This window comes from Streptomyces sp. NBC_01808 (assembly GCF_035917395.1).
GTDB lineage: Bacteria > Actinomycetota > Actinomycetes > Streptomycetales > Streptomycetaceae > Streptomyces.
Genome location: NZ_CP109072.1, coordinates 3,942,394 through 3,968,111, shown reverse-complemented (window position 1 = coordinate 3,968,111; position 25,718 = coordinate 3,942,394). Strand labels below are relative to the sequence as shown.

Below are 25,718 nucleotides of genomic sequence, written 5' to 3'. Positions count from 1 at the left end.
ACGATCGCCGGTTAGCCAAACCGGCGTTGTTGCTGACAATTGACGGATCGAGTTCAACAGCCGGTGTCGTTTGGTCGTGTTACATGGTTTCGGCCACAATGTCGCCGGATGGGTTCCCGATCGTGTGGCACCGTCCGGTGCTGCACGGCCACCGTCTCGTCATGATGGAGAGTGTTGGATGCGTTCATCCCGTGCCGCCGAGTCCGCCGCAGCCTCGTCCCGTACGCCCTCGTCCAGCTCGGAACGCCGGCCGCTGGCCTCCCCGGAAGAGCTGTCGGCCTACCTCGGTGTTCCGCTGGGGACCTTGTACTCCTGGAACCACCGGGGGATCGGTCCGAAGGCGACCAAGGTCGGCCGTCACCTGCGCTACCGCTGGCAGGAGGTGGAGGCGTGGCTGGATTCCCGGACGACGGACCACGACGCGGCCTGACCGCAGAGACGAGGTGGCCCCCGGTGCGCCAACACCAGGGGCCGAAGACACCTCAAGAAACCGCCCTGTAAGCGATCTACCAAGCGGTGCGGGCCGGGTGACTGCCCGGCCCGCACCGGGTGAGGAATGTCCGTGAGCGAGGGTACAGCCCCGACCCCTCCCACCGAACCACCACAATCCGCCGGCACCGGCCGGGAGGCGGGTGATCACCTCGTCGCTGCGGCCCGCGCCAGCCAGGAACGACAGGGACCCCAGCCCTCCGCACCCGTCTCGCACCGGGAACAACGCGGTCACGCCCGCGCCGCCGAACTGGCCGCACGCGCTCAGCGCAACGCCGCCCGAACGGCTGCGGCACGGAAACAGAACCCCCCTGCGGAACCTGCGAGTTCCGGTCAGTCCACATCCGCAGACCACACCACGACTTCCGACCGCGACAGAACATCCGGTCAGCCGACGGCGGCGGAACCAGCGGTGGGCGCCCTGACCGCAACGGAGGCACTGACCGATGTGCAGGGGGCTGCGGATATCTCCGAGAGTTCCGCTGACCCGCCTTCCGCTGACCTGACCGCTTCGGCTGGTCGGGGTGTGGCTGAGGGGGTTGAGGTGCTGGCCGAGTTGCGGTCGGCGATCGCCCGGTACGTCGTACTGCCCAATCAGGAGGCGCTGACCGCGGTCACGCTGTGGGTGGCGGCCAGCCACATCCAGCCGGTGTTGCAGCATGCGCCGAGGATGGCGATCGTGGGGCCGACGAAGAAGTGCGGGAAGTCCCGTCTGCTGGACATCCTCGCCGAGACGGTCAACAGGCCGATGATCACGGTGAACACCAGCCCGGCGGTCATCTTCCGCATCATCGGCACGAAGCCGCCGACGCTGCTGGTGGATGAGGCGGACACCATCTTCGGCGCCAAGGTGGCGGAGAAGAACGAGGAGTTGCGCGGGCTGCTCAACGCCGGGCACCAGCGCAACCGCCCTGCCTGGCGGATCACCGGGCCAGCACACGAGCCGGCCGCGTTTCCCACCTTCGCCATGGCGGCGCTGGCCGGGATCGGTGACCTGCCGGACACCATCATGGACCGCGCCATCGTCATCCGGATGCAGCGCCGGCACAAAGGCGAGGAGATCGCCGACTTCCGCGTGCCCCGCGACAGCCGCGTCCTCAACGACCTGCGCGAGCGGCTGACCGCGTGGCTGACCCCGCTGACCGAGCAGGCCGCCGAGATGACCCCGGCGATGCCGGTGGCCGACCGTGCAGCGGACACCTGGGAGCCGCTGGTCCTGGTGGCCGACATCGCCGGCGGTGACTGGCCCACCCTGGCCCGCACCGCATGCGTGGCCATGACCGCGCACGAGGCCGGCCAGGACGAGGAAGCCAGCCTCAAGACCCGCCTACTGCGCGATATCCGCCGCGCCTTCGCCCACGCCGGCAACCCCACGGCCATCCGTACCCGCGACCTGCTCGCCAGCCTGTGCCAGGACGCCGAAGCCCCTTGGGCCGACCACGCAACCGGTGGGCTGAACGCCTACCACCTGAGCAACCTGCTGCGCGACTTCGGCATCACCCCGGCCAACATCCGCTTCCCCGACGGCACCCAGGCCAAGGGATACCCCCGCAGCCGCTTCACCGACGCCTGGGACCGCTACTGCCCCGAACCCGAACCCGGAGCCACCCCACCCCACCACCCGGGACCGTCCCCACCCGCCGCCCCGTCCGCGACCGCGTCCCGGTCCCCGAGCACGGTCCCCGCGCCGGTCCCGGTCCCGAACACGGTGGCGGTCCCGCCGCCCGGGCGGACGCCCGGTCCCGCCCGCCGCCGCTAGACCGTCCCGGGGACCGCCGGATGCGTCCCATCCGTCCCACCGCAGGTCAACGCCGGGACGGATGGCTTCGACGGGACGCACACATCCGTCCCAGTCCTCCGGTCCCCGATCCGCGGTCCCCGGTCCCCGGTCCCCGGTCCCCGGTCCCCGGTCCCCGGTCCGCGGTCCGCGGTCCGCGGTCCCCGGTCCCCGGTCCCCGGTCCCCGGTCCCCGGTCCCCGGTCCCCGGTCCCCGGTCCCCGGTCCCGAGCATGGTGGCGGGTCCGTCCCGGGACCGCCGGATGCGTCCCGTCCGTCCCCGTGCAGCTCAGCGCCGGGACGGATGGGGTGGCCGGGACGGACTCATCCGTCCCGGGCCCCGTATCCGTACCTGTGCTGACCAGCCCTGCAACGCATGGGACGGATAGCACCCGACCCCGCACCGAGGAAAGAGGCAACCATGCCCGGCCCTGATCAGACCGCCGGCCGCCGCACCGACACCGGCGACCCGCCTGCCGACCGCGCAGCAAGGTATCCCCCTGGACCGTCCAAGATCGGCTCCAGGGGGGGTGTTTCCGCCCCGGGGGTGGCGGAGACTGGGGCCCGGCTCCAGGGGGAGCCGGACCAGAGCGGGACGGGCGGCGAGTCCGCCGGGCCGTTGCCGATCCGGGCCGCCAGCGCCGCCGCCGTGCACCGCGCCGCCCGCCGCCGGCGCCGCGATACCCGCCAGCGCACCCGACGCCTGACCGTGCGCTTCAGCCGTGCCGAGGAAGCGCAGATCAAGACGCGGGCCAGGGAGCTGAACATCGCCGTGGCTCATCTGATGGCGGACGCCACCATGGCCGTGGTGGACCACACCATCCCGCTCGTCGGTCAGCGCACCGCCACCGACGACCTGATCGATGAACTCGCCGCCCTGCGCAGTGCCATCTCTCGGGTCGGCAAGAACGTCAACCAGATCGCCAAGCGTCTGAACTCCCGTGGCCCCACCCACCCCACGGACGCGGCTGTGCTGGCAGCCGCAGTGCAGGCCATCACGCTCACCCAGGCGGTTCTGGAGTCCGTGGACTCCTCGGCCTACCAGGCCGCCACCGACCGGGCGCGCTAATGATTGCGAAGATCATGAAGCCGGGTCACAGCACCCGCAACACGATCGCTTACCTGTACAAGACCGGCCGCACCCACGACCACACCGACCCGCACCTCGTCGCGGCCTGGGATGAGCTGGTCCCCGACCCCGGCCGCACCGACAATCCCCAGCAGACACTCGCCCAGTTGGTGCAGGCCCTTGATCTGCGGGTGAAACAGGCCGGCGACCGCGCTCCGAAGGGGCACGTGTGGCACTGCGCGATCCGGGCCGCACCCGAGGACCCGGTCCTCACCGACGAGCAATGGGCCGAGGTCGCCCGCCGCATCGTGCACGCCACCGGCATCGCCCCTACCGGAGACCCGGACGGCTGCCGCTGGATCGCCGCCCGCCACGCCGACGACCACATCCACATCGTCGCCACCAAGATGCGCGGCGACCTGCGCCGCCCCCGCCACTGGAACGACTACCACCGCGCCGACGCCGAACTGGCGAAGATCGAGACCGAGTGGGGGCTACGTGCCTACGACCGCGGCGACCGCACCGCCGCCAAACGCCCCACCCGCGCCGAAACCGAGAAAGCCACCCGCCGCACCGGCAGCCCCGTCACACCACGGGAGAAGCTGCGCGCCACCGTCCGCACCGCAGCCGCCCACGCCCAGGACGAAGACCACTTTTTCGCTCTGCTTGCCGGGGCCGACGTCCTCGTGGACAAGCGCATCGCGCCCTCCGGGGACGCCCTCGGCTACAAGGTCGCCCTCGCTGGAGATACCAACGCCGCCGGAGAGCCGATCTGGTTCCCGGGTGGCAAGCTCGCCCCGGACCTGTCCCTGCCGAAGATCCGCGCCCGCTTCACCAGCCAGCCCTCCGACGCCCACGCCACCCGCCGAGCCCATCCTGCCGAGCGCTGGCGCCAGACAACCGCTGCGCTCCGTGACGCACACCGCACCCTGCACGAGAACCGCAACCCGTCCGCCGCCCAAGCCGAGCTGGCCGCCGCCGGCGACCTACTGGACATCCTGCCCACCCTCACCACCGGCACCACCCGCCGCGAACTCTTCGCCGCCGCCCAGACCTTCGAACGCGCCACCCGCTCCCGCATCCGCTTCGACTACGCCCAAGCCGCCGAACTCCGCACCTCCGTTAAACACCTCCTCCGCACCGCCGGCCAGCCCATTCCCGACGCCCCCGTCCTCGACCTGATCCTGACCCTCACTCTCCTGACCATCGCCGCCGCCCACTGGCACCGCGCCCAACGCCACACCCAGCAAGCCACCGCAGCCCAAGCAGCCCTGCCCCACCTCCGCGCCGCCTACCGCCACACCGCCGCCTCAGCCTTGAACGACCTCACCCAGCGCACCCCGGCACCCGAGGCCGTCGACCGCCACGCCACCCTCGTCCGCGGGGCCCTCCCAGAGCACGCCGAGCAGATCCTCACCGACCCCACCTGGCCAGCTCTGGCCGCCACCCTCCACCAGGCCGAGTCCGATGGTCACAGTCCAGCCGACGTTCTGACCATCGCCATCGACAGCCGCGAACTCGGCACCGCTGATTCCGTTGCCGAGGTGCTTGTCTGGCGTATGCACAACATCGCGGGAAGGGAGTCCCGACCGGCCGAAGGAGCACAGGCCCGTGTCACCACCCGCAGCCGCACCGAAAAACAGCAGGTACGGGCACCGGGTGGTCATCGCCCCCTGGCTCCGTCCCCCAGTCCGGAGCGCTCCCGACGACGGCGATAGCGACGCTGCCTGGGTGTGGTGGGTGTCCGACCGGCTTTATCACCGCCCTGGCTCGGGGCGCCACGCCGGGTGGGTGTGGCCAAGCGCCTGCCGGGAACACGGAGGCAGCACATTGGGCTGCCCGTTCGACTCCGAGACGTGAAAACTTTCGTAGAGAGCGGGACAGGCTTGCTGGGGCCCGTCCTTTCGGAGGCCAAGTTCTGGGCGCCGTTGTGTCTACTTGCCGCTCTTGCGGCTGCTGCCGCATTCATGGCGGAATGGCAGCGCAGAGCCACCCTGATCGCGTTGGTACGCCACGCTCCCAGCGGCACGGTGGTGGTCCAGGAGCGGGGACGAGGGGGGCCTGCCGTGCAGGTGCATGTCGGAACTCCTTCGGAAACGGATCAGGAGGAAACCGGGGTGGCGCAACAAGGCCAGGAGAAGGTGCAACGGGTCTCCGACTTATGGGAGCGGGAAGCGATCGGCTTGACCCGCTATGCCATGGTGCGGACCGGCGGTAACCAGGCCGCGGCCGAGGATCTCGTGCAGCAGACGTTCATGGCCGCCTTCCTACAATGGGAGTCACTCGCCGGCTTGGACGCGGAGGAGCGCCGTAGCTGGCTGCGCACCGTGTGTCGGCGCAGGTGGATCGACGGCATCCGGCGGGAAGTCCTCGGGGAGCGGCTGCAGGCTGGTGTGGAACGACTGTACGACCACGTCAGTCCCGACCCGGCTCACGCGGTCATTGCCCGGGACGACTTGGACCGCTGCTGGCAGGTGATCCGTGAACTCCCAGACCGGCGCAGGGAGGTTGCCCTGCTGTACTTCATCGAGCAGCAGTCCGAGATGCGCATCGCGGAGATGCTGGGCATCCAGGCATCGGGAGTGCGCAAACATGTAGCCAAGGCCCGGCAAGCACTGCGCGAGGCAGTAGGCAGGCCCGTGGACGCCGAATCAGTCGAGACAGCAACGTCGCAAGACGGAGAGGAGGAGCAGGCATGACGGACAACGAGCAGAGCCGCGCCATCGACACCGACATCCTGATCGGCAACATGCTGCACCAGACCGAAGCCGTCGTAGACATCGATGAGCAGAGCCTCGCGCAGCGCAAGAACCGGCTGCTCGACTGGATGACAGAGCCCCCGCTGCCTGCTCTGGAACCGGACGAGAACCGCGAGGGCCCGGAGACTGCAGGCCAGCGAGTCCGGACCGAAGGTGGCCCGGAACGCCCGCTCAACGAGGTGGTCTTCCTGACCGTCGCAGAAGTGGCCGCCGTCATGCGAGTGTCCAAGATGACGGTCTACCGCCTCGTCCACACCGGTCACCTCCCCGCGATCCGCGTCGGGCGGTCGTTAAGGATTCCCGAACAAGCGGTCCACGAGTACGTGCGAGAGGGCTACCTGGGACGCATCGAGACCACCGATCGCCCGTGACATGCGCTCCCAGGGCGGACTTTCACCCAGCAGGTGACCCCAGAACCGCGCGAGGGCCGGACACGATCTCCGTGCCCGGCCCGCTGCCCGCTCGCAGTGTGCCGTCGCTGTGGTCCGGTAGATCCGCCGCCTCAAAGGCTCAGTGCCTTGCTTGCCGTGCGAGGCGAGGCCCGTTCACCAACCGATGGTCAGTCGGGTGTCGGGCCGGGTGATGCGGGCGCCGTCGCCGAGCTGGTCGTCTTCGGTGGCAGCAGGGTAGGCCGTGATGAGGGGTTGGCCTGGGCGCTGCTGGCTCCAGCGGTGCAGAAGGTCGCCGATCTGCTCGGTGAGCTGGTCGGCGTTCGGACCGTGGGTGATGATGCCCAGTTCATCGGCGTCGTCGTCGACGGGGCGGGACGTGAGGTAGGCGAGGGTGCTGTCGACATACATGGCGGCACCGGACCAGCGGCGAGCGGGGGCGGCCAGGCCGAGGTCGCGAGCAGCGGGGCCGATGGACAGCTTGCCGAAACTCATGCCGGAATCGACCGTGGCGAGCCAGAGGTCGAGATGAGCTGCCTGCTCATCGTGGCGCACGTGGATTCCGGTCCACTGCTGGTGAGCGGGGTAGGTGAGGACACCTGCCAGCGCGGCCTGGTCCGGCTCGTCGTCCGCGTCGATCTTGAGGATGGCGTCGTCGGCGAGTCGGACGTGGATCTCGCCCATCTCGGCCGCGCCACGCAGGGGGACGAACCCGCACACCGCCGAGTTGGTGCTGACCATGCGGTCCTCTTCGGTGCGGGTGAAGGCGATGGACCGCGTCAGGCCGCTGCCGTGCAGGCGCAAGGGGACGACGAGCCGTCCGCCGGGCGCGAGTTGTGCCCACCAGGCGGCCGGGATGTCCCAGGCGCCGGCGGTGACTGTGATCCGGTCGAACGGCGCGTGGTCCGGGGCGCCGAGAGCGCCGTCCTGGCACAGCACTGTGACGTGCTCATAGCCAGCTTCGGCCAGGTGGGTGCGGGCACCTTCGGCGAGGTCGTCGTCGAGTTCGATGGTGACCACCTGCCCGCTCTCGCCGACGAGTTCGGCGAGCAGGGCGGCGTTGATACCGGTGGCCGCACCGATTTCCAGGACCCGCTGTCCGGGGGCGGCGTCGAGCTGTTCGAGCATCGTGGCGACGATGTTCGGGCTGGAGGCGGAGGAGACCGCGGTGCCGTCGGCCGCACGCTTGGTGACCACCTGCTTGGGCGCATACGCCGTGGCGAGGTCCACCTCGGGCAGGAACAGATGCCTTGGGATGGTGCGGAAGGCGTTCTTGACGGCCTCCGTGCGAAAGGTGCCGAGACTGTCGATCTTGGCCACGAGGGCGTCGCGCAGGCCGCGCGGATCAGTGGTCGGTGCAGGGGCGGTGTCCATGGTCACTGGCCTGACTGTAGTGGGCTGAGCAATGGCGACATCGGAGCCTCGCGGGACCGTGCCGCTGCCCGGCTTGCGGTGGAAGACGGTGCGGCTTGCGGCACGGGCGACAACGGCCTGGTGCTCCGCGCTGATGCCGAGACGGTTGAAGGCGAACAGCAGATGGTCGGTGAGGACGGCGCGGATGCCGCGGGTCAGAGCCCCGTGGCCGGCGAGGTCGGCGAGTGCTTTCGCGGCGTTCTCATAGGCCGCGGGCCAGGCGGGAGTCTGGGCAAGAGGGCTGCCAGGGCTGTCGTCGGCGGCGGTGATGAGCATCTGAACCCTGGCCTGGGTCGACGCGGACGGCGCCATGGCGTGGGTGGCACGGTGTTCGGCGACGGCCGTCCAGATGTCGCCCTGCTCGTAGAAGTCCTGGCCGGCCGCCTGCATCATGCGGGTGGCCAGCCGCAGACCGATCTCGTGCCGGTGATCCGGCCCGCCGCACGCGCGGGCAAGGTGGGCGAGGACGTGCCGGCTGTCGGCATGGAAGAGACGGTGGGCGATCTCTATGGCCCGCTTGCCGCCGAAGCGGTAAGTCTCCGGCTCGTACACGACGTCGGCGTAGGCGTTCAGGCCGGAGGCTTCGGCCATCTGCATGAGGAGCGTGGTGGTGTCCTCGTCGCGGTTGGCGGCAGGCCGGAGGCGCAGGCGCCAGGTTTCCCGCTTTCGGATGAACCACCAGGAGGTGATCGCTCCGTCGTCCTCGGCTTGGGCCAGCAGCGGCAGGTGATGGCGGACGGCCCGGTTTTCGGCGGCCTGCCAGGTGTCGCTGGACAGGTTGACCTGCCGCCAGGCAGGGGCGGGTTCGTCGAGTGTGATCACGGATACTTCCTCGGTCTAGTTGATCAACAGGCAGGTGGGCCAGCCGCCGGCGGTGTCGGTGGCGATGCTGTGCAGGGTCAGGGCGATGCCTGCGCTGCCCTCGATGAGGCCGATTGCTTGATCGGGGGCGGTGTCGTGGGCGTGGTCGAGGAGGCGGACCAGCAGCCGGTCCAGGCCGTGGACAGTGCCGGGGGTGGTGGCGTCGGCTGCGGCGTGCCAGGCCGTGGCGACGATTCCCGCCCATCCGTGGCAGAGGGCGGGGTCGGTGACGCGGGCGAGCTGGGCGGGGTCGGCCAGGCACCGGGTGAGGGCGTCCTCGGCCGTGTGCTGGCGGGCAGTGTCGTCGAGAGCGAGGGCGGCGAGTTGCTGGGCGCGGGCGATGCCGGGGGTGCCGTAGCACCAAGAGGGGCGGGCGGGTCCGTCCCGGTGCGGGCGGCCGTCTTCCAGTTCGTCGAGGGTGATCCGCTCGGGCCACCAGGGTCCGGCGGCCGACGGCTGGCGCCAGACGTCCAAGTGGAGGCTGATGGTCTCGATGGCGTCGGCGTGCCCGTCGACCGTGATGCCCTCGCGCATCGCGAGGGCGAGCAGGGCCTGGGCGGCGGTGATGCCGTGGGCCATGCCGAGGTTCGCGTGCCCGTGGTCGAAGGAGGAATCGCGCATCCCGGCCGGGAGGTCGGCTGTCCACCAGCCTGGTGCCCGGCTTCCGGCGGCGTCGTCCGCCGGGATGGGCCGGGTGAGGCTGACCAGGTAGTCGAGAACCCGGCGGAGCAGGGCGCCGCCGGGATCGCGCCTGAGTAAGTAGGCACCCAGCCCCACGAGGCCGCGGGTGAGGTCGAACTCGTACTGCGAGGGCCGCCGTGCGGCGTCCATCCGCTGGGCGGCGGCCGTCAGGCGGGTACGGACGAGCTGGGCCACGGCGGCGTCCAGGCGGGCAAGGGCGCCTTGGTAGCGTCCAGGGGCGGCGAGGTGCAGCGCGAAGCCGACGGCAGGGGCGCCGAACCAGAGACCGGCCCCCGGCCCGGCGGTCAGGCCGTCGCGTGTGGCGCGGGCGAGCCATGCCTGCATCGCCTCGGTGCCGCCGAGGCCGTGCTGGACACGCAGGCCGTGCAGAACGGCGATGCCGGCGGCGCCTTTAGACAAGGACTGGTCGCGCCAGCGTGGGCTGTCGGGCCGTACGTCGTCGCCGTAGTCCACATCCGGCGGCATGGCCAGGGTGTCCGCGAGTTCGGCGGCGATGGTGGCTGCGTGTGCGCGCAGGGCCGCGGCCGTGGCTGTCGTGGTATCCCGCACGGTTACCGGCCTCCTTCCCGGTGTTGTCGATCGGTGTGGCGTGTGGCGCCGGCCAGGGCGACGGCTCGGGCCAGCTTGTAAGTCGTCGCCTCGGACGTACCCCCGGGGACGTGGGCGCGGACGTGATGCAGGTGCAGCAGCGAGCCGAGCACCGTCGCTGGAGCTGGGAGATTGCCGGTGATGGTGAGGCGGGCGGTGTAAGCGGCAGCCGCCTGCGTGCGGGCTGCCCAGGCCGCAGCGAGATCGCTGCCACCCGGCAAGGTCTCCAACGCCCCGTCGTGGGCGAGGCGGAGCATGTGGCCGCGCGTCTGACGATCCTGGGGACCGGCGCCGTCGGCGTACTGGGGGTGGTCGAGCAGCCAGCCCAGCCCCGCCTGTCGGCCGCCCATGATGGCGGCGGCGAGGTCGGCCATGCTCGCGGCGGTCAGCGCCTGCGGCGGGATCTCCCGGTGAGCGTCCAGGAAGGCGAGCTGGGCGAGGACGGCGGCAGAGTCGGCGGCGAACAGATGCTCGGCAGCGTTCATGGACTCCCCCGCACCGTAGCGGCCTGTCTCGGGTCGGTAGGTGTCGAAGGCGATCTCCCCGGCCAGCCCCGCCTGCCGTAACTCGCCGGCCCAGGCTGCGAGGTGACCGGCGGCCCGCGCCGTGTCGGCGTCACGGACCCGCAGCCGCAGGTGAGGGCAGGGGTGGCGGTAGCGGACGAACCACCACTTCGGCGGCTCGGTCCAGCGGGTCAGGAGCGCGGACAGGTGTCGGGTGAGTATGTCGTCGGCCGTCTCGCTCGGGCCGTACAGCTTCGCGAACAGCACTCCTCCCCCGGCCCGGCTGTCGGCTACCGGAGGTGGGACGGAGGTGAGGAAGGACGGTGACGCCGCAGGCGGAGCTGTCGGAGCCAGCGGAATGACGATCTCGTGGGCCCGGCCGCCGCACCATCCGTGTTCGGTGCCGTTGGGCGCCTCGGCCACGGTGACCGGCCCGTCGGCGGCCTGAAGATGGGAGCGCAACAAGGCCCAGTCCATGGTCTGGTCCAGGTCCAGTCGCAGACGGCGGTCGCCGTCTGCGACCGCGACGGTGGAGGGTAGCTGCCGGCGGTCGCGGAGCGCCTGCCAGGCCGCCGCCCACTGCTGCGCGGGGGCCTTTGGCCCGGGGAGGTCGGATGGGTCGATCCGCCACTGGGCAGGGGCGAGGATGCTTCGGCCGTAGCACGCGCGCGGCAGGTAGGGCAGACAGGCGGCGGCGCCCCAGTCGAACGCGGTGACTGCCGGGTGGGTGGAGCGTGGAATCTCGAACAGCAGCCTTGCCAGATCCGGCATGGTGTGCCGGGCTCCGGCGTGCGGCAGCATCGGCTCCACAACCCGCCGCTGCGAGCGGGAGACGACGTACAGGCGGGTGGTGTCCGCGGCGACGGCCAGGTCTGTCAGTGGGAGGTGCCCGTCGCCGTGGCGGTGCTCGGCCAGCGAGATGACGTGCGGCAGAACGGGCATCACGCGCAGGACGTTCTCGCTGCCCACTTGCCGGGGCGGGTACGAGAGTTGTGCCGCCATCGCCCCGGCCACCCCGGTCACCGTCGATGGATACAAGGCGGTGGTCTCGCCCCGGTCTCGTTCCTCCAGCAGATCGAGGAAGCGGCCGGTCGTGGCTCCGGCGCGGCCGAACCCGCTCACGGCAAGAGTGAACTCGCCCTCACTGAGGGCAGCTTGGGATCGGGCGCGCAGGTCCACCGAAAGGTCCGCCGGTGACACCGGCGAAGCGCTGTCGGCGGCAGGGCCGATCCGTTCCAGGTCCGCCTCCTCCAAGACGATCTCGCTCACGCCGTCGAGGGCGGCCTGGTGGGCGAGGGAGAGCAGGGCTTCGTCCCGCGGTGTGAACTCCCGCTTGGAGGACGGGACGGTGAAATGGCGCGGGTAGCCGAGTCCGCCAGCGGAATCGGTCAGCTCGATGACCGGGACGAGGGTTCCGGGTCCGTACCGGGCCAGGAAGTCGTGGTGGTACTCGCGCCACGATGTGCTTGCCGACGGCTGCGGCGTTAGCCGGATCAGGGCCTGGGCCGCGTCGGCAGCCTCCATGGCCACCGAGCGGGGCAGTACGAGGTCGGCGTCCAAGGAGAGGTCCACGGCCAGGGGCTGGTCGGTGACGCTCGACAGAGCCCGCATCCGGTCCTTGACCAAGCGCCGGTGCTGCTTGCCACCCCCGGCCCCAACCTGGCCGTGGCCGCTCATCTGATGGTGAAGGACTCGGAGTTCCGCGTGCACCGTCTCCACCTCGGGCACGGCAGCGGCGCCCGCCGCGTCCAGAGCGCTCAGTAACCATCCGAGGGGGTCTGTGCAGGTGCCCAGGGCACGCAGGCTGCTGATGAGTACGCCGGAGGCCATCAACTGGCCCACCACGCTCATCAGCGCATCGCGGGAGGCGCCGGGGTGCTCGGCGGCGGTCTTCTCAGCCAGGGTGCCAGCCGCGACGGGGGTGCCGGCTGCTTGGCAGATCGTGTGCACGACTGGAACCCGTCGTACGGTCACCTCCGCCACGTCCTCGCCCGCGCTGCGGACGGCGGTGGCCAGGTGGGGCTGCCAGGGCACCACCAGCTTCTCTCCGCGCTCGAAGGCGAGGTTGTTGACGACGACAGGCAGCCGCTCCCGCAGGGACGGGCACGCTTCGAGCCGGGCGATGATGTCGGCGAGCCACACGGCGTCGACCCTCGTAAGTAGCCGATGGTCGTCGTTCCACGACAGGCGGAACCGGTCGCCGAAGCGGAGGGAGCCGACGCCGGCGAACGTGCCGAAGGGGGTGGCCCGGCCGCGTAGACGGATCAGGTACCGGGCCAGGGAAGTGGCCATGTGCCGCAGGTCAGCGACAGCGCATTCCTGCCCGGCCAGGGTCTGGTCGATCCGGTCGGCCAGAGAAGGGCTCGCCAGCGTGACGGCTTCGCCGAGGGCGCCGACCGTCCACACACTCGCGAGCCAGGACCGCCATGAAGCGGCGTCGGCTGCCTCACCTGGCCAGGGCGGCAGGTGCTTGTCCGATCCGTAGGTGCTCGCCCGCCACAGCGCCGCCGTCTGCGGTCGGAAGTACCGCGTGTGCTCGATCGCTGCCACCTTCTGCTGCCTCTCCACGCCGCGACCTGGGCTTTCGGGCATGGCCCCCGGGGGGCCCGCACCGAGACTTCCTCGCCGCAGACACCCCGGGGGCGTCAGAGCCGGGTCAACTGCTTCAGCAGTCGCCGCCGCGGACGGTGTCGCAACCGTCGTCCGTGGACGACAGCAGGGCCGCGGCCACCGGGCCGGTGGTGACGATGCTGACGTTCAGGTCCAGGTCGATAACGTCGGCCACGGGTGCGGCGGCCTGGGTCAGCTCGACGTTCGTAAGCATGATTCCTCCAACTGGTCGATGGTGCTTCTCACTGGTGATGCGACCTGGTCGCGACGCCGAGCGGCGCAAGGACCAGGAGACAGGGAGCTGCGTCTACGCGGCCGGATTGTGTGGGGAGGTCAGCGTGTACCTACTCGCGACGCCCGTCCCCTTGCCCTTCCGCCTGGACATCCGGAGTTGAAATCGCCGCCGGTTCGCCGCGGGCCTGCGAGATGAACGCCGCCGGGACCGTGGTGCCCAGAAGGGCGAGGAGGGCAACGGGGCGCCACACGCTTAATCGGATGGGCTCAGCAGGACGCGCATGCCGTGGCGGTGTCACCGGGCCGCCTCCCGGATCGCCGTGAGACTCGTGGTCCACTCGCAGCCACCGCCGCGCTCAGGAGCCAGCCACGCCACCGGCGGCGTGCTCGGCACCGCGAGAACGGGCTCCGTGCGAATGTCGTCCACGTCGGGCGCGACGGCCTGGAGGACGCCCACCCGGTCGCCGTGTTCGGTGTCGACTACTCGGCGGCCCAGCCATGGGTGCGACCGATGGCCCATCCCCAGATCTCTGGCGCTCATTGTCGTCTCCGCCTCTGCGGTTTGGTACGAGGTGTGCCAGCGCCCGTCACGCACGGGCTGAGCTGATGACGTCGCCTGTGGGCGAAATTTCTGCTCCCCCTCCTGTGCGTGAGGGCCTGGCTACACCTAGACAACTGGGCGGAGACGGTCATGAACAGGCCGAAGCGCCCCGCGGCAGCGCGCGCAGCACAGGACGATTTGACACTCTCTTTACCACTGCCGCCCGCTGCCGAGTCCTAGCGTGAAGACATGGCCCTGAACACGGCCTTAGCCACTCACCTCGCCGAAACCGGCATGACCGAGACCGAGTTCGCCGAGGAGGTCAATGACGCCATCGGGCAGCTGTCAGGCCGTCGGGGAATGCTGACCGACCGCAGCGTGCGCCGCTGGCTGAGCGGCGAAGTCGCCTGGCCTCAGGCCAAGCAGCGCGTCGCACTGGAAACAGTGACAGGGAAGTCACCCGAGGACCTGGGATTCGTCCGGCGAGGGAAAGGCACCCACCCAGCACCACCGGAGGATCCTGTGCGGCGACGCACCTTCATCACCGCCAGCGTCGGCACAGTGGCTGTGCCCTTGGCAAGCACGAGCAGCCCTATACCGCGCATCGGAAGCTCGGACGTGGACCGTCTCACCGCCAAGCTCGCCGATCTCGTGGCCTCGGACAACCGTCATGGAGGCACCCAGGCCGTGGAGGCTCGGGCCGTCCGCCTGGCCGCCCAGACCCTGGACCTGCAGCAGAACAGTATCGCCAGCCAGCGGGTACGCGGAGAGCTGTACTCCCTGGCCGCCGCCTTCACTTCGTCGGCTATGTGGGCTGCCATCGACGGCCGACGCCTGGACGAGGCCACGCAGCACCTGAACAAGGCCGTGACCCTCGCCGGGCTATCCGCCGATCCGGCGGTGCAGTTCCGCGTCTGGGGCCACGCCGGAGCGCTGTACCGCCAGCTTGGCCGCAGCACGGACGCCCTCGCCGCCGACGACGCCGCCCGCAGCACCCCCATCACCCGCCGCGACCCGCTGTACGCCTCCCTCGCCCACGCCCGCACCGCCGTCCACCGTGCCGACGACGGCAACACCCCCGCCGCCCGCCGCTCACTGGACCACGCACAGCACGCCCTGGACCGCGCTGACGCCGACGCCCACCGACCACCGTGGATGGCGTTCTACGACCAGGCCGAACTGGAACTGCTGGCCCTGACCACCCATCTGACCCTGGGCCGCTGGGCGGAAGCCGAAGCACACGCCCACCGCCACCTCACCCTGCTGCGGTCCGGCTTCCAGCGAAACCGAGCCCTCGCACTCGCGCACCTCGCGCACGCCCAACTCGGGCAGGACGACCTGGAACACGCGGTCACCACGGCTCTGAAGGTGCCGGCAGAGACCCGGCACGGCCGCATCTCCGGCCTGCTGGATGCTTTCGGTGAGCGGCTGACCAGGGTGGCACCCCGCGCCGCCGAGACCCGCCACTGGCTCGAAGCCCAAGCCGCCCGAACAGAAAAGAGCACACGCCAGTGACCGTCGAATTCCAGCGCTACGACCAGAGCCGCATCGAGGAGGTACGCCAGACGATCTGCGACATCCACGTCGAAGTCCGGGCCGGCGACCTCGGCCTGACCGGACCGTTCTACTCCCGTGAACGCTTCAATGAACGCCTCTCGGGCCACTCAACAGCCCCCGGCTGGGAGGCGGCCATCGGCTACGAAGACGACACCCCGGTTGGCTTCGCGTACTGCCTCCCCCTCGCCCCGAACACCCGGTGGTGGAAGACCATGACCACCCCGCTGCCCGACGGCTACACCACCGAGGACGGCCACCGCACCCTCGCCGTCAACGAGATCGTCGTCCGCAAGCCCTGGCGAGGCACCGGCACCGCGCAGGCCCTCCACGAACACCTCCTCGCCCCTCGCGCCGAACAGCGCGTCACGCTGCTGGTCAACCCGAAAGCCGGCGGCGGGAAGGTCCAAGCCGTGTACGAACGGTGGGGCTACGACAAGATCGGCGAACAACAACCCTTCCCCGACTCCCCGGTCTTCGCCGCCATGATGCGCGCCCCTCTGCACAGGGCGTGAATCGCGGAGCGTCGCCGCGGGTGGCCCGGGAGCCGTCGTTCCCACTGGGATGTGTGCTCGCGGGGGTGGTCCGAGCCATTCCGGGTCAGCGCAGCACTGGAAGGTCGGCGTGCAGGCGGCGGCTGCCGAAGAGGAGGCCGTTTGCGGAGCGATGTAGTGCTCGTCGCGGCGACCGTGTCTGACATCCTCTCCCCGAACCCCTATGACCTGTGTCTCCTCGGGCTGCTCTCCGAGTGTGAACAGCCGTTGCTTGAGCAGGGCCGCGGTGATGGTCCGTGGGTCGAGGTCGCAGACCTCGATGAAACGGAGCTGGTGATGGGATTTCCCTGGCACCTTGAACGGGTCGTCCAGCACGGTTCGCACTGGTGTGAAGGTGATCTCGTCCAGGCGGGCACCCAGCTCCGGATGACCGATCTGCACGAGTTCCTCGGCGAGTTTCTGGCGTAGGCACTCGTGCGTGCCTTCCCGGTGTGCTCCCTCGCGGTACCAGCGGGCGAAGGCCGGCAGTGCGCTGCCAGCCTCCTCTTCTCCCAGATTGAACCCCACACCACGCCCGACGTGCTCGACGACGCCCGGACCCTGGGCGAGGAGGACTTCATGGCCGGTGCGACCGAGGACCGTTACCCCGACATCTTCGAGCTGGCGCAAGGAGTGGACGGCGGAGGCCGTGACAGTACCTGTGTCGAGGTAGCGATCCGCCTCGCCACCCTGCCTCACCCCAGGGTCCGGCTGAACCACGACATCCCGGCGAGCGTCGCCGTATCGCGGATGGCATCCACCTCTGCGACCGCCTACTTGAGACTCGTGGTGGGCTTGGCCTGGCCAGCGGTCGGGGGAAGGCGGCAGGTCTCGCACCGTAGCCGGGCCGTTCGATCTCCGCCTGCGTGTGGACCGCGCTGGTGGGCGAATGCTTCCAGCCATCCTGTAATGCCCTCTTTCGCCGCTTCTCACTCGCTGCGACCATTCAAGTTCCATGAGTCATCTACGGTGCCGGTGAGCACCGCAAGGGGGGCTGAGGTCGTGAGCGATGATGCGCGACTCGTTGCAGTTGCCACTGCTGCCGCTGCTGTGCTGGTAGCTGACATGATCAAGGCTGGGTGGTCTTCTACCCGGGAACTGGCGGCCCAGATATTCCGGCACGGCGGTGAGGCTGAGGAGCGGCGCCAACTGGACCGGCTGGATGCCGATCAGGAGCAGACCGGAGCGATCGATCCTGCCGTGCTCCGTGACCGATGGCAACGACGCTTGATCACCTTGGTGGAAGACTTTCCCGCCGCTGCCGCCGATCTCTCTGAGCTGGCCAGTCGAGGTCCGGCCGGTGAGCCTGGTGCCGTTACACAGACGGCAACAGGGAACACTGGGCCGACTGTGCAGATAGGTGGGGACAATGTCGGCCAAGTGGACACGGGGAGCGGCCAGTGACGTCGCCGGGCTCGTCCCCGTCTGCCAGCCCACAGCAGTCCATGGCTGGCATCCACGCTCCCGCGGCGCAGATCGGTGGGCACAATTTCGCGCCGATCACCCTCCAGCACCGACCAAAACTACCCACGCGGAAGGTGCCTCAGCAGGATCTGGAGGCGGCGGCGGAGCCGTTATGGGCCAATACGCCGACCCCGCAGCGCGCAGTCGATGTGCTGCGTAACTATGGCCTCGCCGTTATAGTCGGCGAACCAGGAACCGGACGCCGCATCTCTGCTGTGCGGGCATTGACTTTATCTCAGATGGCACACGCTGCCTCTGCTGAGATCTTCTATGTATCTCCCGACTGGGATGACGATGAGACGCCCGACAACACGACTCTGCCATCCCCGGTGTCGGGGCGCGGGTACATAATCGACGCGTCCAGCCGGCCACTTCTACCGGTCGCCGCCCAGGCTCTCGTGACCTGGGTCGATGAATTGCGTTCAGCCGGAGCTTTCCTCGTCGTGCTGTGCCGTCCGCACGGTTGGAAGGATGAGATCCGCTACGTGGTCGATGCCGTGCGCCCCGCTCCTCTGGAGGTGGCGCACAAACATCTTGTCCATCGACTTCGGGCTCCTCAGCACGCGTCCTGGCTGAAGCAGGACCCCAACCAGGGCACTTCGCGTGGCATCCTCCGCAACCCCACTCCATCCGATCCGAGCGCTGGGGTCTTCGCAGATCTCTTCACCAGCAGCGTCAGCCCGCAGGATGCAGTCGATATTGCCGAGCGCCTTGAGCGTATCGAGCCGCAACGAGTCAGCCGGGCCCTGGAGAAGATCTCGAACCGGCAGCCGGCGGAGGTACGAGAAGAGGGCAGCAAGGAACTCAAGTCCATCCGGGATGAAGTCCTGCTCTGGACGAGTTTCTTGGAGCAGAAGCTGACCGAGGCAGGTACCCGCGGACAGGACCGGGTCATGCTCTTGGCTGCTGCCTACCTCGAAGACGCTCCGCTGGAGATGTGCATTCGGGCTGCAGCCGAATTCAATCCGCAGGACACTCCCGCTGCCCGGCGCTTCCGTGAAGGTCGGAGTCCACGCCGCCGGATGAGGGATGTCGGAGTGGACGTTACACAGGATGACCGAGCCGGATTCGACAGCAAACCGGGACTCGCCGCCGCAGCCATTCGTACCGACTGGCATCATTGGGCTGACGAGCGGGACGAGACCACGAGGTGGTTAAAGCGAATCTCGGCCCCCGGTGGGATTGCGGAAGCGTGGTCTCAGCAGATCGGTGAACGCGTTCTGGAACTCTCCCGGACTGCTGTCGAAGCCCCATTCTTTCCTCTCATCGGGGATTGGATCAACGCTGTGGATGTGGGCAGTGATCGGATCCCCGTAGTAGCACGCTTGCTGACGGAAGCAGCACTTACCGACGAACTCGCCCGTGAGACGCATAGGACGCTCCTCAACTGGGCAGCGAAAAGCAATAGCGCCCAGCGTATGTCGGTAGCGCTGGTGTGCAGGGGAGACTACGGCCAACGCTGGCCGAGTCGAGCACTCGTCCGCCTCCGACACATCCTTGCGCAGGATGATGACGCAACAGAGGTCGCCGCCGCTGCGTTGATCAGCCACGCCGAGAGAGGATCTGGTGCCCTCTCGCGTGCGGCCGGAGTCGTTGAAGGCTGGATTGAGGACTATCCAGGGAATCCAGCAGGCCCCCGGGCATTTCTTGCCCTCGTCGATCCCGAGGGCGCCGCGACTGTTCTGAAGCGTCTGATGGCACTTGCCCAGAAGACGCCAGAGGTAAGGGACTTCCTCATCAGCGGTTGGCTAGCGGCACTGCACCACACCGCACTCCGCGAGCAGACTTTCAGCTCTCTGCTCACCTGGGCGCAGGCAGCACATGCAGGTCAACTGCAGCGGGATCTTACCTTCGGCATTCTCACCGAGGTGCGCGACCAGCACACCCCGCTCGATGCCATGTACCGTTTCCTCTACGGAAGCCCGGAGCGTGACGACCAAGCGATCATCGATGCACGCTTCGCGCTGGCGAAACTGAGCGCCTGCGAGCATGGCGCCAGCGCCCATCCGGACTGTCCTCTAGGGAGCCCGGTCAAAGCCAACGAACCTGAAGAGAATACGGCTGGCGAAAATGGCACACCGCAATGATCCGGCGCCGGTCGGCGCTCCCTTCTTTTCCCTTGATCCGCTGGCTGCTGGCGCCTGCCACGACCTGGCGAGCACGTCAGTTGGCCATCCAGTACGGACATGGACTCGATTCCGCAACGGCATGGAGGCTGGCCCGCATACACCGCCACCCTGATGAGATTGGTTATGCCAATCAGGAGTTTCGGCGGCCTCGCCGGAACGACGGCGGGTGAGAGGGTGCGCCGGAGTCAACCCTGGCACGGTGCACGGCGTCAGCCGGGGTGCCTCCACGTCCAGGCCCTAGGGACAGTGCACATCGAGTGCACGCTGGGGTCGAAAACGCCGCTGACCAGCGGAGAACAGTGAAGGTGATTCTTGCTGGTCAGCGGCGTTCTAGCGGTGAACCTGCAGGTCAGGGCTGGGTCGGAGGCACTTGATCCTCAAATGGCGCGAGGGCGCCCCGCTGCAGGCGGCCTGACACCGGGGGCGCCGGGCGGTGCGGGGGCTACTCGAAGGTCACCTTGCCGCGGTCGTCCGTGCGGACGGGGAGGTCGTTCCAGGTGAAGTCGAAGTCGCCGCTGCGGCATGACCAGAGGATGTCCTGGCAGAAGTAGCCGGTGTCCTCGCCCGGTGGTGCGGTGAAGACGTCCGGCAGGCGGTCGCAGCGCGGGTCGCGGGGGGCCAGGGGGCCGTCGGCGTCGCTGCGGGCGACGTGGCGGGCGTATGCGGCGTAGACGGCTCTGGCGGTGTGGACGCTGGTGAGGGGTGTGGTGTCGTAGCGGGGGCGGGTTTCGGGGGTGGTGTCGCGCGGGGTGCCGGTGCGCTCTACCGTCCAGGGCACCTCCACGTCCGCGTAGAAGACGGTGCAGCGGGTGGTCGCTCCGGCGCGGGCTCGGAGGGTGCCGGTGCAGTGGCCCGGGCGGACGGGGCGGAGGTCGTCGGCCATGAGGAGGGTCTCGCGCTGCAGGCGGACGAGGAGCCGGTCCGTGGCGTTCGCGCCGTGGCCCGCCGCCGGTACGGCGCGCGCGGCGGCGGCGGTGGTCAGGGCGGGGGTCCCGCCCCCGGGGCGGATCTCGACGGGGCGCCGGTGGCCGCTGACGTCGGAGGGCCCGGGGCGGTCGTCGCAGCGGTGCGACGCCTCCGTACAGCCTGATAACAGGGTCACCACGGCTGTCACGGCCGCCACGGTGGGGGCCAGGGCGCGGCTCATTACTCTGTTCTACCTCCGGACACCCCTCTGAACGAACAGTGCGCCCCGTTCACCCCGGCGTACGCCCCGGCGGCTCCCCGCGCGCGCCCCCGCGGATCGGCGTGGTTCCAGGCGTGTCCCAGGGTGGGGCCGCAGGGGGCGTAGCGGCGGGGGCTGCTCCGGCCGTGCGACCGTTTTGCCCTGAATATACGATTCTGGCGTTGCTGTTCCCTCCTGGAAGGAACTCCGATGCCCCGTACTCGGAAAGCGACCCTCGGCGCCCTGGGCGCCACGCTTTGCGCGACCGCTCTGGTCGGTACCGCAGGAACCGCCCACGCACAGGACGACAACGGCGTCGCCAAGAAGAGCGCCACGGACATAGCCAACCGGGCCGTGTCCGCGTTCAACGACGCCCGGTCCCTGCACCTCACCACGGAGAGGACGGGGTCCGGCCTCAGCCGCACGGACGCGACCAGCCTCGACGTCAGCGCCGACCGCGACAACAACTGCGTCGGCACCGTCGGCTTCGCCGCCGACGGCGGCAGCCTGGAGATCATCCGGCACGCCGACAAGGTGTGGGTCAAGGCCAACGCCGCCTGGCTGCGGAACAACCTCCCCTCCGACCAGTCGCAGGACGTGCAGAAGCTGGAGGGCAAGTTCCTCCAGGGCACCGCCCAGGACCAGGGCCTTTCCGACCTCGCCAGGGTCTGCAGCATCAACGAGCACCGCGACACCCTCAAGGACGCCACCTCCGTGGGCACCCTGAAGAAGGGCAGCGAGACGACCGCCGACGGCAAGCCCGTCATCGACGTCACGAGCAAGCACAACGGGATGGACATGACCCTGTCGGTCTCCACCCAGGGCAAGCCGTTCCCGGTGCGGGCGACCTTGAAGGGCGACGGCGATTCGCAGACGACGAACTTCACCTTCGACCAGCCCGTCCCTGACAAGACCCCGCCGGCCGGCGAGACGGTCCCCTGGGACGGCTGACGCTCCGGCCGAGCCGGTCCCGCTGCCCGTCCGCGTTCGCTTCGCCGCGATGTCAGTCCCCGATGTGAGACTGGTGCGCATGAGCGAAGAGCGCGGGCGGGCACGGGATTTCGGCATCCCGCTGACCGGCGAGCCGGGGGAATGGAACGCGATCACGGACGTGCCGGGCGTCCAGGTCGGGTACGTGACGCTGGTCGACGGCGACGACGTACGGACCGGGGTCACGGCGCTGCTGCCGCGCGGGCGCGACGGCGTCGGCACGCCGTGCGCGGCGGGGTGGCACTCGCTCAACGGCAACGGCGAGATGACCGGCACGGCGTGGCTGGAGGAGAGCGGCTCGCTGGCGGTGCCGGTGCTCCTCACCAACACGTACGCGGTCGGGCCGGTGCACCGCGGCGTGGTCGAGTGGGTGCGTACGCACCGCAGGGACATCGCGCCGGAGTGGCTGCTGCCGGTGGTCACCGAGACGTGGGACGGGTACCTGCACGACATCCACGGGGCGCACGTCACCCCGGCGCACGCGGGCGCGGCGATCGACGCGGCGGCGGGCGGGCCGGTCGCGGAGGGCGGCGTCGGGGGCGGCACGGGGATGCGGTGCTACGGGTACAAGGGCGGCTCGGGGACGGCGTCGCGCGTGGTGCGGTACGGGGCGGAGCGGTACACGGTCGGGGTCTTCGTGCAGGCCAACTTCGGGGCGCGGCGGGAGCTGGTGGTGGCGGGGGCGCCGCTGCTGCCCGGGCAGTGCAAGGCCCTCGCCCGGCGGGTGCCGCTGGGCCTGGCGCGTACGGGCACCACCGGCAGCCACTTCTCCGGCGATCTCTTCCTCGCCTTCTCCACCGCCAACCCGGGCGCCCTCACCAGCACGTTCCCGCCGCGCCCCGCCGCGGAAGGGGATGACGGCGGCGCCGGTGACGACGCTCCGTACGAGACGCTGCGCTTCATACCCTGGGGCCGCGTCGACCCCTTCCACACGGCCGTCGTCGAAGCCGTCGAGGAGGCCGTGCTCAACGTGCTGACCGCCGCCGAGCCCATGACCGGGCGCGACGGCCACCACGTGCCCGCGTTCCCGCTCGCGGCCCTCGCCGGGCTGCGGGAGGCGCGTACGGACTGAGCCGGACGCCGCGCCCGGCCCTCGCGGGCGGCGTGTCGGTCCGTGCCCCGCCGCTCGCGGTGCCCACGATGGGTGCGCCGAGGCGAGAGGAGCCGCACCGTGGCCCTGCACCAGACCGACCGCGGCGTCGCCGGACCGTACGACGACGTCTACGCGATGCCCATCAGCGAGCACGCGCTGCCCAAGTACTTCATGCCCGAGGAGGTCTCCGACCCGCGCGCCGTCAAAGCGCTCATCCGCGACGAGCTGGCCCTCGACGGCAACGCCGCGCAGAACCTGGCGACGTTCTGCACCACCTGGGCCGAGGACGAGGTGCACAGCCTCATGGACGAGTGCATCGGCAAGAACATGGTCGACAAGGACGAGTACCCGCAGACCGCGGACATCGAGAACCGCTGCGTGCACATGCTCGCCGACCTGTGGCACTCCCCGCACGGCGAGACCACCATGGGCTGCTCGACCACCGGCTCCAGCGAGGCCGCGATGCTCGGCGGCCTGGCGCTCAAGTGGCGCTGGCGGCAACGCCGGAAGGCCGAGGGCAAGCCCGCCGACCGGCCGAATCTGGTGTGCGGTCCCGTGCAGGTGTGCTGGGAGAAGTTCGCCCGGTACTTCGACGTCGAACTGCGCCAGGTGCCGCTGGAGCCGGACGCCACCGGGCTGCGCCCGCACCAACTGCGCGAGTACGTCGACGAGAACACCATCGGCGTCGTCGCCATCCTCGGCGTCACATACACCTGCGACTACGAGCCGGTCAAGGAGATCGCCGCCGAACTCGACGCGATCCAGGCCGACACGGGCCTGGACGTGCCCGTGCACGTCGACGCCGCCAGCGGCGGCTTCGTCGCCCCGTTCCTCCGCCCCGAGCTGGAGTGGGACTTCCGGGTGGAGCGGGTGGCGTCCATCAACTCCTCAGGACACAAGTACGGCATGGCGCCCCTCGGCGTCGGCTGGGCAATCTGGCGCTCCGCGGACCTGCTGCCCGAGGACCTGATCTTCCGCGTCAGCTACCTCGGCGGCGACATGCCGACGTTCGCGCTCAACTTCTCCCGGCCCGGCGGCGAGGTCGTCGCGCAGTACTACAACCTGCTGCGGCTGGGCCGCGCGGGCTACCGCCGCATCTATCGTGCGGCGGCCGGCAGCGCCGAGTGGCTGGGCGAGCAGATCGCCGGCATGGGCCCGTTCACGCTGCTGTACGACGGGCGTGGCGCGCTGCCGGCGGTGTCGTGGACGCTGAAGGACCCGGCCGGGGCGGGCTTCACGCTGTACGACGTGACGGAGCAACTGCGGCTGCGCGGCTGGCAGGTGCCGTCGTACCCGCTGCCGCCGCGGCGGCAGGAGACGGTCATCCAGCGGGTGCTGATCAGGCACGGGATCAGCCACGACAAGATCGAGCTGCTGGCGGCGGACGTACGGGAGGCGCTGGACCGGCTGAAGGACGGTGCCGGGACGCCGGCGCCGCAGCAGCCGGGCTTCCACCACTGAGCCGCGTGGGGCATGCCGCGCCGGTGTGTGACGGCGCGGCCCGCCGGGCGGACGTCAGGCGGACGCCAGGCGGGTGACCGGCGGGTGCCGGGCGGGCGTCAGGCGAAGAGGCCGGAGCGGTGCGGCTCCCGCGGCATGCACGGATCGTTGTCGGTGGGGCGGCCTACCCTTAGGGCGGGTGTGCGGGGGAAGGTCGGCTCCGGTCCCCCCTCAGGCCAGGCGGCGGGCGTCCGACTGGTGGATCCGGGCGAACACCAGCGTCAGCACCGCACCGCCCACCGCCCACGCCGCGATCACCAGCAGCGGCCCCGTCATCGCCCGCCCGTCGAAGTACGCGATCGACCGCGCCGTCCACGTCCCCGCCCCCGGGATCAGCGCAGGACCGATCTCCCGCCAGAACGGCGGCAGCAGCGGATACGGATACGCCCCGCCCGCGCTCGGGTTGCCCGCGATGACGATCACCAGCACCGTCATCCCGATCCCGAGGATCCCCAGCATCCCCTGGAACGCGAACGTCGTCGCCCCCGCCGCACACACCACCAGCGCCCCCAGCGCCGCAAGACCCAGCACGCTGCCCGGCAGCGCCCCCAGCACCGGGCCGATCACCACCGCACCCAGCACCCCCAGCGCGATCGCGTACAGCACCAGCACCCCCAGCCGGATCACCGCCCGCCGCGTATCCGCCGGGCGCGCCCCGTAGCTGACGGCGAGGATCGCCGCGCACAGATACCCGCCGACGCCCCACCCCACCACCAGGTAGAACGACGACAGCCCGCGCGCGTCCCCCGGGTCCGCCGGCGCCACGTCCACCGTCCGTACGTCCCGGCCCTGCGCCCGCTCCGCCGCCGTCACGACCTTCCGTACCGCGTCCGACAGCGACGGCCCGCCGCCGCTCGCGACCAGCAGCAGGTCCGTCGACCCCCGCGGGTCGGCGACCAGCGCGCCGTCCAGCTTGCGGTCCCGGATCCGGTCCACCGCCGCCTCCCGCGACGCCGTCGCCCGCGCCGACAGCGGCGAGCCCGGCAGCCCGTTCAGCCCGTCGACCAGCTTCCCCCGCTCCTGCGCCGGGGCGACCACCCCGACCGGTACGTCCTTCGGCTTCGGCGAGTGGAAGGCACCCGCGTACGAGGTGATGAACAGCACGCCCAGCGCCAGCACCCCCAGCACCAGCAGCGCGGACCGCGGCGTCACCGCGTCCTTCACCTGATGCCGGACACTCTCCCCGCCGCCCTCCGACCCCCCGCCCCCCGAACCGCCGCCCTCCGACCCCCCGCCCCCCGAACCGCCGCCGGGCACGCCCCCGTCAGCCGCCCCGCTGCCACCCAGGCCGTCCCCGCTGTCCAGACGCATGCCCCCAGCCTCCGCGACACCCCCCGCCCCCGCACCGCGGATACA

20 protein-coding genes and 1 pseudogene are annotated in these 25,718 nt (G+C 70.2%); 13 read left to right on the top strand and 8 right to left on the bottom strand.

Annotated elements, in window-relative coordinates; genetic code table 11:
• Positions 1-178: 178 nt before the first annotated feature.
• The 6 genes from OG946_RS17210 to OG946_RS17185 all read left to right on the top strand — a co-directional run bounded on the left by OG946_RS17210 (position 179) and on the right by OG946_RS17185 (position 6,464).
• Positions 179-430 carry a helix-turn-helix transcriptional regulator gene (locus tag OG946_RS17210; RefSeq protein WP_047016719.1) on the top strand — a complete coding sequence of 84 codons (252 nt, stop codon included), beginning with the start codon at positions 179-181 and terminating at the stop codon, positions 428-430.
• A 585-nt stretch (positions 431-1,015) separates the two neighbouring features.
• On the top strand, positions 1,016-2,248 hold the full coding sequence (locus OG946_RS17205) for a DUF3631 domain-containing protein (protein ID WP_326796969.1): 1,233 nt from the start codon (positions 1,016-1,018) through the stop codon (positions 2,246-2,248).
• Positions 2,249-2,812: 564 nt separating this feature from the next.
• Positions 2,813-3,334: a plasmid mobilization protein gene (locus tag OG946_RS17200; protein ID WP_326796968.1), complete on the top strand. Its 522-nt coding sequence runs from the start codon at positions 2,813-2,815 to the stop codon at positions 3,332-3,334.
• A gap of 14 nt (positions 3,335-3,348) precedes the next feature.
• A complete protein-coding gene (locus tag OG946_RS17195; RefSeq protein ID WP_326796967.1) occupies positions 3,349-5,052 on the top strand; it encodes a relaxase/mobilization nuclease domain-containing protein in 1,704 nt (567 codons plus the stop codon).
• 138 nt (positions 5,053-5,190) lie between these two features.
• Positions 5,191-6,033, top strand: a complete 843-nt coding sequence (locus tag OG946_RS17190) for an RNA polymerase sigma factor (RefSeq protein WP_326796966.1) — start codon at positions 5,191-5,193, stop codon at positions 6,031-6,033.
• A 239-nt stretch (positions 6,034-6,272) separates the two neighbouring features.
• Positions 6,273-6,464 (top strand): helix-turn-helix domain-containing protein, encoded by a 192-nt coding sequence (locus OG946_RS17185; RefSeq protein WP_326800281.1) that lies wholly within the window; start codon positions 6,273-6,275, stop codon positions 6,462-6,464.
• A 174-nt stretch (positions 6,465-6,638) separates the two neighbouring features.
• Here the strand turns inward: OG946_RS17185 and fxlM are convergent, their stop codons facing one another.
• The 5 genes from fxlM to OG946_RS17160 all read right to left on the bottom strand — a co-directional run bounded on the left by fxlM (position 6,639) and on the right by OG946_RS17160 (position 13,934).
• Positions 6,639-8,717, bottom strand: coding sequence for a methyltransferase, FxLD system (gene fxlM, locus OG946_RS17180; RefSeq protein ID WP_326796965.1), 2,079 nt, complete (start codon positions 8,715-8,717; stop codon positions 6,639-6,641).
• Between the two features lie 15 nt (positions 8,718-8,732).
• Positions 8,733-10,007, bottom strand: coding sequence for a lanthionine synthetase C family protein (locus tag OG946_RS17175; RefSeq protein ID WP_216725713.1), 1,275 nt, complete (start codon positions 10,005-10,007; stop codon positions 8,733-8,735).
• A 2-nt stretch (positions 10,008-10,009) separates the two neighbouring features.
• The gene (locus OG946_RS17170; protein ID WP_326796964.1) at positions 10,010-13,117 is read right to left on the bottom strand and encodes a lantibiotic dehydratase; all 3,108 of its coding nucleotides are present in this window, start codon (positions 13,115-13,117) and stop codon (positions 10,010-10,012) included.
• 97 nt (positions 13,118-13,214) lie between these two features.
• Positions 13,215-13,373 (bottom strand): FxLD family lanthipeptide, encoded by a 159-nt coding sequence (fxlA, locus tag OG946_RS17165; protein WP_107086122.1) that lies wholly within the window; start codon positions 13,371-13,373, stop codon positions 13,215-13,217.
• A gap of 315 nt (positions 13,374-13,688) precedes the next feature.
• Positions 13,689-13,934 carry a hypothetical protein gene (locus tag OG946_RS17160; protein WP_047016715.1) on the bottom strand — a complete coding sequence of 82 codons (246 nt, stop codon included), beginning with the start codon at positions 13,932-13,934 and terminating at the stop codon, positions 13,689-13,691.
• Positions 13,935-14,183: 249 nt separating this feature from the next.
• On the opposite strand from OG946_RS17160, the gene OG946_RS17155 reads away from it, so the two are divergent.
• Both OG946_RS17155 and OG946_RS17150 read left to right on the top strand, forming a co-directional pair.
• Positions 14,184-15,449: a Tat pathway signal protein gene (locus OG946_RS17155; protein WP_326796963.1), complete on the top strand. Its 1,266-nt coding sequence runs from the start codon at positions 14,184-14,186 to the stop codon at positions 15,447-15,449.
• Positions 15,446-16,003 (top strand): GNAT family N-acetyltransferase, encoded by a 558-nt coding sequence (locus tag OG946_RS17150; protein ID WP_326796962.1) that lies wholly within the window; start codon positions 15,446-15,448, stop codon positions 16,001-16,003. Before OG946_RS17155 ends, OG946_RS17150 begins: the two co-directional genes overlap by 4 nt.
• A 195-nt stretch (positions 16,004-16,198) precedes the next feature.
• Here OG946_RS17150 and OG946_RS36130 read toward each other — a convergent pair.
• Positions 16,199-16,924, bottom strand: a pseudogene (locus OG946_RS36130) (hypothetical protein); the annotation flags it as partial.
• A gap of 99 nt (positions 16,925-17,023) precedes the next feature.
• On the opposite strand from OG946_RS36130, the gene OG946_RS17140 reads away from it, so the two are divergent.
• Both OG946_RS17140 and OG946_RS17135 read left to right on the top strand, forming a co-directional pair.
• Positions 17,024-17,425, top strand: coding sequence for a hypothetical protein (locus OG946_RS17140; RefSeq protein ID WP_326796960.1), 402 nt, complete (start codon positions 17,024-17,026; stop codon positions 17,423-17,425).
• A 41-nt stretch (positions 17,426-17,466) separates the two neighbouring features.
• Positions 17,467-19,572, top strand: a complete 2,106-nt coding sequence (locus tag OG946_RS17135; protein WP_326796959.1) for a hypothetical protein — start codon at positions 17,467-17,469, stop codon at positions 19,570-19,572.
• 484 nt (positions 19,573-20,056) lie between these two features.
• Here the strand turns inward: OG946_RS17135 and OG946_RS17130 are convergent, their stop codons facing one another.
• Positions 20,057-20,761, bottom strand: coding sequence for a hypothetical protein (locus tag OG946_RS17130; protein WP_326796958.1), 705 nt, complete (start codon positions 20,759-20,761; stop codon positions 20,057-20,059).
• Positions 20,762-20,989: 228 nt separating this feature from the next.
• Between OG946_RS17130 and OG946_RS17125 the strand changes: the two genes are divergently transcribed.
• The 3 genes from OG946_RS17125 (at position 20,990) to OG946_RS17115 (ending at position 24,323) form a co-directional block, all read left to right on the top strand.
• Complete coding sequence (locus OG946_RS17125) at positions 20,990-21,730, top strand: hypothetical protein (RefSeq protein ID WP_326796957.1); 741 nt, start codon at positions 20,990-20,992, stop codon at positions 21,728-21,730.
• A 79-nt stretch (positions 21,731-21,809) separates the two neighbouring features.
• Positions 21,810-22,841, top strand: a complete 1,032-nt coding sequence (locus OG946_RS17120) for a P1 family peptidase (protein ID WP_326796956.1) — start codon at positions 21,810-21,812, stop codon at positions 22,839-22,841.
• A gap of 99 nt (positions 22,842-22,940) precedes the next feature.
• Entirely contained in the window at positions 22,941-24,323 is a 1,383-nt protein-coding gene (locus tag OG946_RS17115) for a glutamate decarboxylase (RefSeq protein WP_442814396.1), read from the top strand.
• Between the two features lie 210 nt (positions 24,324-24,533).
• Here OG946_RS17115 and OG946_RS17110 read toward each other — a convergent pair whose 3' ends face one another.
• Entirely contained in the window at positions 24,534-25,673 is a 1,140-nt protein-coding gene (locus OG946_RS17110; protein WP_326796955.1) for a DUF3533 domain-containing protein, read from the bottom strand.
• Between the last annotated feature and the right edge of the window lie 45 nt (positions 25,674-25,718).